The sequence below is a fragment of the Paraburkholderia sp. EG286B genome, assembly GCF_040965655.1.
GTDB lineage: Bacteria > Pseudomonadota > Gammaproteobacteria > Burkholderiales > Burkholderiaceae > Paraburkholderia.
Genome location: NZ_JBFRCF010000023.1, coordinates 70,834 through 83,342 on the forward strand (window position 1 = coordinate 70,834; position 12,509 = coordinate 83,342).

Here is a 12,509-nt window from a genome sequence, read left to right on the forward strand (position 1 = left end):
TCCTCTCGTGGGTCAGTTCAGCCGAATGTAGCGACTTCTCACCACCGTATCGGCCTCGGTGCGGATATCGACGCCACCGCGGCCCGCCTCCAGCTCCAGTGTCCGCGCACGCAGGCTGAGCTTGCCCGCGGCCTCCAGGTTGACGTTCGGGCTCATGAGGCGCACCACCGGCCCCGCGCTCGAAGCGAGAATCTGCACGAGCGGTTTGCCGTGTGCATCGTCGATCTGCACGCATTCGTCGGGCTGGAGCCTCACGATCTGGCTCGCTTGCGTGTCGGCGGCCTCGGTTGCGCCGTTCATTCCATGCGACTCGGGGATGCCCGCTTCGCCCTCCGCGGCGCCTGTCGAAAGAATCCCCGTGACCAGCGCCTCCGGCCAGTTCGCCGGCTGCTCGACGAGCACGCGATCGCCCCTGCGCGGCCGTTGCCCGCGCAGGCATTGCAGCCAGCACTCCACGGCGTCGCCCTGGGCGGAGTGCCAGCGCACCCGCACCCGGCCGGGGCTGTCCGGATGATGGGTGTCGGTCACCTCGCCTGCGAGCAGCCTCTCGATGGCGGGCCCTCGCGCGGGCGCTGCCGGACCGGGGGCCGCGCCCGCGTCGAACAGGGCGCGCAGCTTCGCGCGTGTAGCGTCGTCGATGGTGCCGGGATCGATGGACGCGGCTTGCGTTGCCATCGCTTCATCGGTCTGATCTGCGTGAGTGTCCATAAGATCCTCTCCATTTCCCTGCGCGACTAGTTGATATGGGCAATCGTCCCCTGAATCGTGATCCCTGACGCGTCGAGCTCGATGCTCGCGCCTTGCGTCGAGATGACGATCTTCTTCGCGTTGATGTTGACCTGCTTGACGTCCTGATCGCCCACGTTGACGGTGGGGGCCGAGACGTCCACGTTGGTCGTGCCATAGACTTCCGTAAAAGGGGTGCCGGTGATGACGACGCCCTTGCCGGTCCCGGTGACCTCCACGCCCCGGCCCTTGCCATCGCCGGTGATGCCGATACCCCCGTCGTTCCCGATCACGTCGACGCCGAGCTTGCTGCCCGTGATGCCGACACCGCCGTCGCCGGTGATGCCCACACCCTGCTTTTTGCCGTACAGGAGCACCGCGGTTGCCGCCGTCACGCTGTAGTCGCCCACGGCAACATCGACGATGCGCGAACCGGCGGCCACCGCATGCGTGCTGGTCTGTTCGACCTGCACGGTATGCGTCCCGTTCGCCACGGTGAAGCTGTGATTGCCGTTGGTGACCGTATGCGTGCTGTCGCCCTTTACCGTGACACTATGGCTTCCGCCTACGCTGGTGGTCTCGTTCCCGCCGATCTGCGCGACCCGATGCTGCCCGATGCTGACTGTCTCGTTCTGCCCGACACTCCTCTGCCGGTTGTTCTTCACCTGCATCGTCTCGTCGTTGCCGACCGTGTGTGCGTGGTCGTGCCCCACGGAAAGCGTATGGTCGAGCTCCGTTTCCGCGTCGAAATTGCGCTCGGCGTGCATCCACAACTGCTCTGAGCCTTTGCGGTCCTCGAAGCGCAGCGCGTTCGCGTGCTCCACCGCGCCACCGGGCGTCGAGCGCGAGAGCAGCCCGCTTTGCGTTGCGCTCACCGGCAGGCTCCAGGGCGGCATGCTCGCGGCGTTGTAGACGCGCCCGGTCACGATCGGATAGTCGGGATCGCCATTCAGAAAATCGACGATCACCTCGTCGCCGATGCGCGGAATCTGCACGCCGCCGAAACCGCCGCCGGCCCAGGGGCTCGAAACACGCACCCAGCACGACGAGTCCTGGTCGCGCCGGCCGTAACGGTCCCAGTGGAATTGCAGCTTCACCCGGCCATAGCGGTCGGTCCAGATTTCCTCACCGGGCGGCCCGACCACGACCGCCGTCTGCGGGCCGTTGGTGTGCGGCACCGGCGTCGTGCGCGGCGTACGGTACGGCAGGTTGTCGGGCTGGGCGAGCAGATCGGCCTCGTGCAGCACGGGCTCGTTGCCCGTGTGGCTTGCATATGGGTTCTCCTGAAAGCGGTACGTGCAACGCACGATCAGGTATTTGCGATTCTGGTCGGCGCGCGGGCAGCGTTCCAGCTCGAAAAGGTACCCCGGCGCGCTGGCGCGTACGTCGGTATGCGCCAGCGCGCGGTCGTAGATACCCTGCAGTTCCTCCAGGCGCACGCGATTGCGCTGGGCGCCGTGCGCGTCGTCGCGATAGCCACCCGGCCATTCGTACACCGAATAGTCGTCGTGGTCGTGACCGCGAGGCTCGGCGCGCTGCACGCCCAGATCGGCGTGCGGCTTCGTATAGTCGTAGTCGCTCGCCTCGCGCCGCCCCGCGCTCACCTCCTGAACCGGCTGCCAGCTGTCGATGTGTTCCTCGTCGGCGATCGCGGCGCGGTCTCGGCCGATATACGGAATCGTCGCGTAGCCGGGCAGATCGCCGTGCGAAGCCATTGCGTCACACAGCACCAGTGTGTGCGTCCCGGCCTCATGGCGGAAAAGGTAATAGATGCCCTCCGCCTCCATGAGCCGCGAGACGAAGTCGAGATCGGTCTCGTTGTACTGCACGCAGTACTCGCGCGGCGCATAGGTTTCGGTCAGCCGGTTCTCTATCGGGTAACCATAGGGAGAAAGCACCTGCTGCACGATTTGCGGCACGCTTTTTTCCTGAAAGATGCGGCAGTCGGCGCTGCGGCTCGCGAGCCAGAGCCACGGCCGCACGATCAACTCGTAAGCGTAGTAACGCTCGGCATGGCGCCCGATCAACGAGGCGCGCGAAACGATGCCGTTCAGGTAGCGCTCCCCGCCCCCCGCCAGTTCGACGCGCACGGTCACCGCCTTGCCGAGCAGTTCGCGCAGCGACACGTTGTGACTCGCGGCAAGCGCCTCGATGCGCCACTCGAACGGACGCCCGAGCGCCTCTTCGCCGTTCAGGCGGTAGAACTTGAGATCGTCGCCTGACGGACTTTCGAGGGTGAAGATGCGCGCCACGCGTCAGCCTCCTTGGGCACGCGCAACCAGATCGACCACGAGGTCGCGCGCGGGTTCATGGCTCAGGCGCCGCCCGAGCCAGGTCGACAAACCGAGCCTGCCCGCGCCGCCGGGCGCTGCGCGTGGCACCGCGGACGCGGCCAGTTCGAGTTGCAGGTCCCAGCCGAACTCGGCGCCGATGTACTCGCGCACCCAATGCACGAGCCGGGCCGAGTCCGTGCCACCGGGCAGGAACGCCTGGTAGCGCGCGAGCGGCAGCGGCCCCAGTACGATGCGGAAGCTGCCCTGCGCGTCGCGCACCGCACGTCCGAGCACCGCGCCCTCGCCGAGTGCCGCGCCCGTTGCACGCTGGCGCGCGACTTGTCCGCCGCCGCGCCGCGGGCCTCGCACGGCGCCGATCGCGCTGCGCTGACGCTCGCCGAGCGCGATCCAGCGCACGACATGCTCGACGATGCGCACGGGCACGCCGAAGTCGTGGCGCAGCATTTGCGCGAGCCCCTCGGGGTTGCGCGTCTGGCGCACCCAGTGGCCCGCCTGGAAGTACTTCGCGTGGCGCCCCGGCACGTCGCGAGCACGCAACGGCGGCGCCGCGATCCGCGCGCCGGCGAGGCCGATGAGGCTCGCGACATAGCGGTCGAAGCGCGACTCTCCGGGCCGGTCGAGGCCGACCACGGGCTGCGCGTCGGCCCACGCGCGATAGAGCAGCACGATCAGCCGATGGTGGAACAGGTCGGCAAACGCGCCCATCGTGTTGTCGCCGAAGCTGTGGGCGCGCTCGTACGCATACTCCGTCACGTGCTGCGGCAGCGGACCGTTCGGCCCGAACAGCCCGAAGCCGTGAATATGCACGCGCGGCAGTCCGTCCGGTGCGTGCCCGTCTTCTTCGCCAGCGACCGCCGCGACCATCGAAGGCGCGAACGACAGCGACGGCGTCTGCCCGAGCCGCACCGGCTCGCCCGCAGGATGCTGCGCCTCGCCGAGCGGCGCTTCGCCGCCTGCGAGCGCGTCGATCCAGCGCAGCAGATGAAACAGGTCATGCTCGTGCGGCGCGGCTCGTAGCCGCCGCCAGAACACCTGGTACCGGTCCTGGCCGGCGGGGATCGGCGCTTGCTGGCTCATGTTCCGGAATCCCGATGATCGATTCATACCGCAGGCCTACGTCCGATCCGCGCGGGCCATTCGGCGATCTCGCCGCGCTGCGCCGAGTACAGCGCGAATTCGACGAACGCATTGATCGACGCATGCCGCGCGAAGAACTGCTCGAGCGCCGCGCCGAGCGCGTAGGGACTGTCGCCCGCGAACGCATGGTCGTCGACGGTCAACTCCACGCGCACGCCGCGCCCGTAGACGAGCGGCCCGGCCACCGGCAGGCGTCTGAACACCGGCCGGCACGCGAGACCCCGAATGCCGCGAATGCGCTGCGCGAGCGGCGCATTCGCGGGATCGGCGTAGATCTCCAGTTGCTCGCGCAGCCGCCGGGCGCCGGCCTCGTCTTCGATATCGGCGAGCGGCTGATAGTTGAGCCCCAGATGCGCGATGAGCCGCCACGTCGCGTCGTCGTGCGCGAGCGGCGGGCGGGGCGGCGAAGGACCGCGCACGATGCGCACGCGGCTCACGGGCGCGGAGATCCTCAGCGTGAGAGCGCCGGCGCTGCCAGACGCAAGATGCAGCGGCAGGTCGCGGTTCGTACAAAGGGTATCGGCCGATAGCAGCGCGATACGTTCGTCGAACGGTGCACGCCGGCGATCGACGAGCGAAACGTAGACATCGGAGCCCGCATAGTTCGAGCGCGTGCCGCTGCGCCGCGCCTGCGTGCCGACGAGCCGCGCCTCTCGCCGCAAGCTGAACCAGGCGCCAGATTCCTGCGCGTCGTCGGCGGCCGATGTACAGAGCGGCAGGAAATCGCAGTCGCCGTCGGCGCCTGCGCGATGGCCGATCACGCGCTTCACGGCGAATACCTCGTAGTCCAGCGCGCGCGTGCGGTCGACCATCAGCCGGTACTCGTTCGCGCCAGGCGTCACGGGGACGCGCTCCGTGCGCTTCGGGAACAGGTTGATCGCGGGCGTGCAATCGAGCGCAAGGTGCGTCGCGTCGATGCTGCGTTCGAGATCGGCGTCGTCGCCGTCCAGCAGCACGAAGAGGTCGACGCTCTCGCTGCTCGCATTGGCCAATGCGCTGCGCAGACCGCACACACTGAAAAAGAGGTTGCGCGCGGCGAACGCGAAATGCTCGCGCAGGATCCGGTAGCCTTCGAAGCTGCGCGCGCCGGGCGGAAAGAGCGCCTGCTGCGCATCGAATCCTTCGTGCACGACGCATTGCGGTCCCAGTGCACCGAGCCACTTGCCCTCCTTGCCCTCGCGCAGCGCGACACCGAGCGAGCGCGCACAGACGAGTTCGAGCAAACGCATCGCCTGACGATCCGGGCCACTGAGGAAGAACGTCAACTGGTCGAGCGGCAACTGGCTCAGCCGCGCCCCGCCCCGCGCTGCCAGCGTGATATGCAAGGCCCGCAGCGGCCCGGTGCCCCCGCCGCTACCCGCTCCTGCACGCGGCATGCCGGGAAGCGACGGCACGCCCGCGGGCGCGGGCGCGAGTTCGACCGCGCGCAGCGTGAGCGGCCACAGCGTGACCGGCTGCGCGGTGCGGAATTCGCAGGCCGTCGCGGTGCCGGCCGCAGCCGCCATCAGACTGGTCCCCGCCGGCACGGTGAACCCCTGGCTCAGCGAGCCTTGTGCGGAATCGGCCTCGAACTGGACGATCGCCATCGCCGGCGTGGGCGCGAGGTGATCCGGGTACACCACGTCGAGCAGCCGCTCGGAGAAGCGCGGAAATTCCGCGTCCATCTTCAGTTGCACGCGCGCGGTGAGAAAGCAGAAACCCTCCAGCAGCCGCTCGACGAACGGGTCCGCCACGTCGATGCCGTGCATGCCGAGGCCGCCCGCAACCTTCGGATACTGGCGCGCGAACTCCGCGCCGGATTCGCGTAACCAGGCAAGCTCACGGTTGTAGTAGTCGAGAAAGCGTGCATCCATAGGGCAGCGTTTCCTTAGCGTCGCGGGCGGGCATCGTCGGTCTCGGCCTGCGCGGCACTGCCGAGCGGCCGCAGCAGCGCGACGCCGGAATCCAGGTCCAGCTCCGTGTGCACCAGCATGGCAAGCGGCGGGTCGCAACAGGCGAGGCGCCCGGCAATCTCGAAGGTCAGCACGTTGTGCCGTCTTGCGCGCGGCGCGTCGCTCACGCAGCGCACCTCGACGCTGCCGCCTTGCAGGCGCGGTTCGAAGCACACGATCGCCTCGCGCAGCGCGTCTTCCAGATATTGCGTATCGATGCCGGAGAGCGGCATGCCCGCCAGCGCGGGTACGCCGAAGTTGAGCACCGAGCGGGCGGCTTCGGCATAGCGGCGCGCGTTGCGCTCGTCGAGCGCGCAGGCCGTGTTGAGCAGCCACGAGAGATCGCGCAGCACCGCATCGAGCAGCGCGTCGGCGTGAACGGCGCCGCGTTGCGGCGCGCCTTCCCTCAGGCGGTCGAACAACATCGGCGCCGCCGGGCGTACGCGTGCGGCGCGGTCCGCTGGCGTTCGCGAAGGGTCCGGAGGATGGGAGGCACTCGGCATGCGGACCTCACATTTCGCTGTTCTTCTTGATGTCCCAGCCCATCGTGACCTCGGGCCCCTTGCCGCCGTTCGCGTTCTGCTCCCAGTACTGCTTCTTCACGCGCGCGGCCTGGAAGCCGTATTGCATCAGGAGACGGTCGGTGGCGTCGCTCGCATCGGCGCCCACCACGCGCGCAGCGGTGACGATCACCTCCTCGAGCGTGACCCGCGAAAACTCGATTTGCTCGCCCCCCGTCTTGCACGACGAGATCTCCACCTTCGAGAGATGCTTGCCGCTCGCGCAATGTTTGATGATCGCCGGCGTCGCTTTGTCCATGTATGCCCTCACGACCAGGTCGTCGAAGTTCGCCTTGCCCGCGTTGCCGCCGCCGCCCGTCGCCATCGCCGCCGGCTGGGTCGCGCCCCAGGAAAACGACTGGATATCGCTCCAGCCGGTGTGCTGCTTGTCGGCGGATTCGCCGGTCGCGCCATCCACCTTCATAAACATCGCCACGCCCATTGCGGTTCTCCCGTCTGCCTGCCTGTTTGCCTGTCGAGCCGGGCCGCGAATCACGCTGCCGGGTTCATTTGATCAGTCATCCTCTTCAACTTGAAGCCTGCACCGCCGGCAGCCGCGACACCAGCCTCAGCGACACCGTGAGGCCTTCGAGCTGATAGTGCGGCCGCAGGAAAAAGCGCGCCGAATAATAGCCGGGGTTGTCCTCCACGGCCTCCACCTCCACCCTCGCGTCGGCCAGCGGCTTGAGCGCCTTGGTCTCCTGCGACGAGTTCGCGGGGTCGCCGTCCACGTAGTTCATGATCCAGTCGTTGAGCCACCGCTCCATGTCCGGCCGTTCGCGGAACGAGCCCACCTTGTCCCGCACGATGCACTTGAGGTAGTGCGCGAAGCGGCTGCACGCGAACAGGTACGGCAGCCGGCCGGAGAGCCGGGCGTTGGCCGTCGCATCGGGGTCGTGGTACTCCGCGCTCTGGTAGAGCGACTGCACGCCGATGAAAGCCGCCACGTCGGAGTTCTTGCGGTGAATGAGCGGAATCAGTCCGTTCTTCGCCAGCTCCGCTTCACGCCGGTCGCTGATCGCGATCTCGGTGGGACACTTGAGATCGACGCCGCCGTCGTCGGTCGGGAACGTATGGCATGGCAGATTCTCGACCGCGCCACCCGACTCCACGCCGCGAATCGCCGAACACCAGCCGTAGAGCTTGAACGAGCGGTTGATATTGGCCGCCATCGCGTAGGCCGCGTTGGTCCAGGTGTAGTGATCGTGCTTCGCGCCGTCGGTTTCCTCCTCGAACTCGAATTCGTCGACGGGGTCGGTGCGCGCGCCGTAAGGCAGCCGCGCGAGAAAGCGCGGCATCGCGAGCCCGACATAGCGCGAGTCTTCCGATTCGCGCAGGCTGCGCCAGGCGGCATACTCCGTGTTCTGGAAGATCTTCGTGAGGTCGCGTGGATTCGAGAGCTCCTGCCACGAGTCCATCTGCATGAGCGCGGACGATACCCCGCCGATGAACGGTGCGTGCGCCGCCGCCGCGATCTTCGAAACGGACTGCAGCATTTCGACATCGGGCGGACTGTGATCGAAGTAATAATCGCCCACGAGGCAACCGAACGGCTCGCCGCCCAATTGTCCGTATTCCTCTTCATAGATCTTCTTGAAAAGCGGGCTCTGGTCCCACGCGATACCCTTGTGGCGCTTGAGCATGCGCGCCAGCTCCTTCTTGCTTGCGGGCATGACGCGGATCTTGAGCATCTCGTCGCTTTCCGTGTTGTTCACGAGGTAGTGCAGCCCGCGCCACGACGCCTCCAGACGCAGAAACTCGGGGTGATGCAGCATGGCGTTGATCTGCGCGGAAAGCTTCTGGTCGATTGCGGCGATCACTTGCCGCACGCCCTCGTAAGCGTCCGACGACAGCGTCGCGCTGCCGCTGTGCTCGAGCGCCTCGCGCGCGAGCGTCTGCACCGCGTTCTGCACCGCCTCGCGAGCAAGCTCGGTCTTGGGGCTGATTTCGCGCTCCAGCAGCACGGCGAACTGGTCGCCGTTGAGCGTGGTTGCGGGCAAGGTGGAGACTGGGCTTTGCAGCGCGTTTTGCGGCTCGGTCCGGCTCATGTTCGTCCTCCTGCTTTTAGTCGTGCTTTGGATCATTGCCGTGTTGCGGCGGGGCGTCCCCATCTTTCGGCCCGGCGAGCGCCCTCGGCTCGGAAAGCTCGGCCAGCAGCGCCGGATCGCCGAGCGCTCGCGTGATCAACGCCTCCGCGCCGCGCTTGCCGTCCATGTAAGAGAGCAGGTTCGCGAGCTGGGTACGCGCTTCGAGCAGGCGCCGCAGGGGCTCGACGTTGCGCGCGAGCGCGGCGGGCGAGAAGTCGTCGATACTGTTGAACGCGATCTCCACGCCGAGCACGCCGTCGCCCGTGAGCGTGTTGGGCACCTCGAACGCGAGCGCCGGCGCAATCGACTTCATGCGGTCGTCGAAGTTGTCGACGTCGATCTCCACGAAGCGGCGCTCGGCCAGCTCGGGCAGCGCATCGCTGCGATTGCCGGCGAGATCGGCCAGCACGCCCATCACGAACGGCAACTGCACTTTCTGCTCCGCGCCGTAGAGCTCGACGTCGTATTCGATCTGCACGCGGGGCGCGCGATTGCGTCCGATGAACTGCTGGGCTCCTGCCGGTGACTTGTGTCGAGACATGTGAGTCAGCTCCCGCGCAACTCGTGCGCTTCACGGGGTCGATTACCGTATCGATCCCTGCGTTGATCCCTGCGCGGCCGTTGCGCATCCAGGGCCGCGCGCCGTCGTGCATCGCCGCGCATCATTGCGGCGACTCGTTGCGATGACCACTCAGATGGTCGAGCTCGCGCACGCTCTCCGGTGCGATGTCGCGGAAGATCTCGTAGAAGTTCAGCGAGAGCAGGCGTTGCGCGCGACGCAAAAAGATCGGCGCAGGATGGCTCGGCTCGTACAGCTCGAAGTAGCGGCACATCTTTTCGAGCCCGAAGTCGATGTCGGACCGGCTCGATATCTCGGCGTCGCGCCACGCGGCGCCGTTTGCGCCATTGGCTGTGCCTGCGGCGGGCGGCGGCGCAGCGCCCCGCTGCTGCGACATGGGTTGCGGTTCTTGCCCGCCGGCTCCCGGCGCGGCTGCCTGCGCCGCTTCCGTTGTCCTGCGGGAAGGCAGCGCCGCAGCCAGGGTGGCGAGCTGCCGCTCGAGCGCGCTCGCATCGAGCGTCCACGCGTCGCCGAGCCGCTCGCCCACGATGCGCCGCAAATGCGCGAGTTGCTCCCGAATCGTGAGCCCCGCGTGCAGAGCCGAGCTGGCCGACTCGAGCGCGTCGCGCCACTCGCGCACGAGCCGCTCGCGTCCGCCGGCGTAGGTGTCTGCGTGCCCCCCATCGGCACCCTCGCCCTGCTGCAGCACGTCGAGCGCCGCGCTCACGCTCAGCGCGCCGAGAAGCGGCCGCTCGCGCGCGGCGCGCGCGCAGCCCTGCGGGCCGGCAAGCTCGGCGAGAACATTGAAGCGCGGCAGCGGATCGGGCGTGCCGTCCACGGCGAGCATGGGATACAGCGGCTCCCAGTACGTGTCGACCAGCGACGTCGCGAGACGCAGCCCGTCGGCATAGCCTTCCAAACCGCGGCTGTCGATCCACGCATACGTGAGCGGCACGACGACGCGCAGATCCTTCGTGCGTGCGAGCAGCGCGAGCGCGATACGCTCCACGTCGCGCCATGCGGGCGGCTGCGCGGCGATGCGGGTCTCGCCGTACTGCTCGTCCGGCTTGCCGGCCGCGCTGCGCTGAAGCGCCAGAAAGTCGGCGTCGTATTCGAGGTCCGGTCCGCACGGCGCGTCGGCGCTGATCGGTGCGAGCAGGGTGTCGATCATCGGGCGGTCTCCTTGCTGGAATTACTCGAACGTATGGCTGATTTCGAGCGGCGCGCTGCCCGCATCGAGCGTCACCATGCGCACGTACGGCTTCGACGTGCCGTTGCGGATCTCGATGCGATGGGTGCCCGGCGCCAGACTCGCCGTGCGAAACGGCGGACTGACTCCGCGCCGCACGCCGTCGACATAGACCTCGCCCCACGGAACGATCTGGAAGTGCACGCGCACAGGCGGCAGCGGCGCGGGCGTGCGCACCGAAGAACGCGGCGCCTGCGCGACGACCGGCGGGGATGCGTCGGACACCGCAGGCGAGGCTTGCGCTTCAGCGGGCGGCTGGGCCGCTGCGTTCGTTTGGGCCGGCTGCACCGTGGCCGCGGCGGCGGTGGCCGCATCGGTCGCGTTGAGGGGTTTGTCCTTGCCCGCCTGGACTTCCACCACGGTCGTGTCGGTGGTCATCGCAGGCGCAGCGGGCATCAACCCCGACGCGCCCGGCTGCTGCTGCGCCTGCGCGGACGACTGCCCCGGCGCGTTGGCGCCGGGAAGCGCCTGCGCGAGAGCAGGCGCATGGCTCGCCGGCGCGGGCGGCGCACTGCGGCTCGCGGCCGCCTGCCGGGGAACGGACGGCGCGTGAATCGCGAACCGCAGAACGGGAACACCCACTACGAGAATGAGCAGCAGGACCAGCGCAGGGATGCGGAACGTGCGCCAACTGAAATGCCGATGAAAAGATTCGGATACCATACTTTCACGGCGTTCCACCGTCTCCGTGGAGACTTCTCCGGCCGGATGGGCAGCAACTTGCTCGTGAGCGGCCTCTCGCGCTGACGCGTTTTGCGCTTGCGGCGCCGCGTCGTCATGCGGCCGGGCATCGACAGACGCCGGTGTTTCGGCTCCATCGCCTTCGTTCGTGGCAGTGGAAGTGGCATCGGCGGCAGCAGGCGCGGCCTCTGCGGCGGGTGTCTCTCCTTGCGGCGCGGGCGCTTCGTGCGTGGCGTCGCCTCGCGCGCTCGTCGCCTCAACGTCAGCGGCAATGCCTGGCGCGCGAGCGGGCGCATCATAGCCCGCGGGCACGAACACGCTTGGCGAGACCTCGTGCAAGTCGAGCGCCTGGGCAAATGCGCCGACCGAATCGGGCCGGTCCTCGATGCGCAGCGCGAGCGCGTGATCGATCGCGGCCCGCAGGCGCTCGCCGTAATGCTCCCCGTCATGCCCGGCGGCTTCACGGCCCGCCAGCGGCCGGTACTGATCCTGAATGCTGCGCACCACTGCCGCCGGCGGCAGTTCACCGGTGATCAGCGCATAAGCGAGCGCGCCCAGCGCATAGATGTCGGTCCAGGGTCCTTGCCTGAACGCGGGATCGTCGGTGTATTGCTCGATCGGCGCGTAGCCGGGCTTGAGCATCATGGCCGTCTCGTCGACCATGTCGCCGATCAGCTTGCGCGCCGCGCCGAAGTCCAGCAGCACCGGGTTGCCGTTGGGCAGCATGAGGATGTTGTCGAGCGAAATGTCGCGGTGAAAGCACTGCGCGCGATGCAGCACGTCCAGCGCGCCCAGCACCGAAGCGAGCATGCGCCGCAGCGCCGCTTCGCTCATCTGCTTGCCGCGCTTCTGGAGTTGCTCGAGCGTCTGGCCTTCGTAGAACGGCATCACCATATAGGCGGTGCCGTGGCTCTCCCAGAAGTGCAGCACCTTCACGAGCCCCGGATGGTCGAACTGAGCGAGCAGCCGCGCCTCGTTCAGGAACGCGGCGCGGCCCGCGTCGAACGCCTGCGAAAAGCGCGCCGCGCGCAGCGCGACCGTGAAGTCGCCGGCGCGCGAAGCGAGCATCGCGGGCATGTATTCCTTGATCGCGACCGCGCGCTGCAGCGTGCGGTCGAACGCCCGGTAGACGATGCCGAAGCCGCCCTTGCCCAGCACCGAGTCGAGCTCGAACCCGGCGAGGCGGTGGCCGTTCGGCAACGGCCGCACGCCATCGGCGCCAGGCGGCGCGGCGTGTGCCGCCGCTTCGGCGTAGTGCGATTCGGTCATGTCCCTCCTCCGTGCG

General features: G+C 68.1%; 10 protein-coding genes. All 10 read right to left on the minus strand.

What is annotated here, in order from left to right; translation table 11 throughout:
• Positions 1 to 12 precede the first annotated feature (12 nt).
• The 10 genes from AB4Y42_RS35235 to AB4Y42_RS35280 all read right to left on the minus strand — a co-directional run bounded on the left by AB4Y42_RS35235 (position 13) and on the right by AB4Y42_RS35280 (position 12,493).
• Positions 13 to 708, minus strand: coding sequence for a hypothetical protein (locus tag AB4Y42_RS35235; RefSeq protein WP_368691852.1), 696 nt, complete (start codon positions 706 to 708; stop codon positions 13 to 15).
• A gap of 26 nt (positions 709 to 734) precedes the next feature.
• A complete protein-coding gene (locus tag AB4Y42_RS35240) occupies positions 735 to 2,978 on the minus strand; it encodes a type VI secretion system Vgr family protein (RefSeq protein ID WP_368696753.1) in 2,244 nt (747 codons plus the stop codon).
• Between the two features lie 3 nt (positions 2,979 to 2,981).
• Positions 2,982 to 4,097 carry a type VI secretion system baseplate subunit TssG gene (tssG, locus tag AB4Y42_RS35245; RefSeq protein ID WP_368691853.1) on the minus strand — a complete coding sequence of 372 codons (1,116 nt, stop codon included), beginning with the start codon at positions 4,095 to 4,097 and terminating at the stop codon, positions 2,982 to 2,984.
• A 23-nt stretch (positions 4,098 to 4,120) separates the two neighbouring features.
• Positions 4,121 to 6,010: a type VI secretion system baseplate subunit TssF gene (gene tssF, locus AB4Y42_RS35250; RefSeq protein ID WP_368696754.1), complete on the minus strand. Its 1,890-nt coding sequence runs from the start codon at positions 6,008 to 6,010 to the stop codon at positions 4,121 to 4,123.
• 14 nt (positions 6,011 to 6,024) lie between these two features.
• Positions 6,025 to 6,513, minus strand: coding sequence for a type VI secretion system baseplate subunit TssE (gene tssE, locus AB4Y42_RS35255; RefSeq protein WP_368691855.1), 489 nt, complete (start codon positions 6,511 to 6,513; stop codon positions 6,025 to 6,027).
• An 85-nt stretch (positions 6,514 to 6,598) separates the two neighbouring features.
• Complete coding sequence (locus tag AB4Y42_RS35260) at positions 6,599 to 7,090, minus strand: type VI secretion system tube protein Hcp (RefSeq protein ID WP_028207687.1); 492 nt, start codon at positions 7,088 to 7,090, stop codon at positions 6,599 to 6,601.
• Positions 7,091 to 7,175: 85 nt separating this feature from the next.
• Positions 7,176 to 8,696: a type VI secretion system contractile sheath large subunit gene (gene tssC / locus AB4Y42_RS35265; RefSeq protein ID WP_368696755.1), complete on the minus strand. Its 1,521-nt coding sequence runs from the start codon at positions 8,694 to 8,696 to the stop codon at positions 7,176 to 7,178.
• Between the two features lie 16 nt (positions 8,697 to 8,712).
• A complete protein-coding gene (gene tssB, locus AB4Y42_RS35270) occupies positions 8,713 to 9,276 on the minus strand; it encodes a type VI secretion system contractile sheath small subunit (RefSeq protein WP_368696756.1) in 564 nt (187 codons plus the stop codon).
• A 121-nt stretch (positions 9,277 to 9,397) separates the two neighbouring features.
• Positions 9,398 to 10,465, minus strand: coding sequence for a type VI secretion system protein TssA (gene tssA / locus AB4Y42_RS35275; protein ID WP_368691858.1), 1,068 nt, complete (start codon positions 10,463 to 10,465; stop codon positions 9,398 to 9,400).
• 21 nt (positions 10,466 to 10,486) lie between these two features.
• Positions 10,487 to 12,493: a serine/threonine protein kinase gene (locus tag AB4Y42_RS35280; protein WP_368691859.1), complete on the minus strand. Its 2,007-nt coding sequence runs from the start codon at positions 12,491 to 12,493 to the stop codon at positions 10,487 to 10,489.
• Between the last annotated feature and the right edge of the window lie 16 nt (positions 12,494 to 12,509).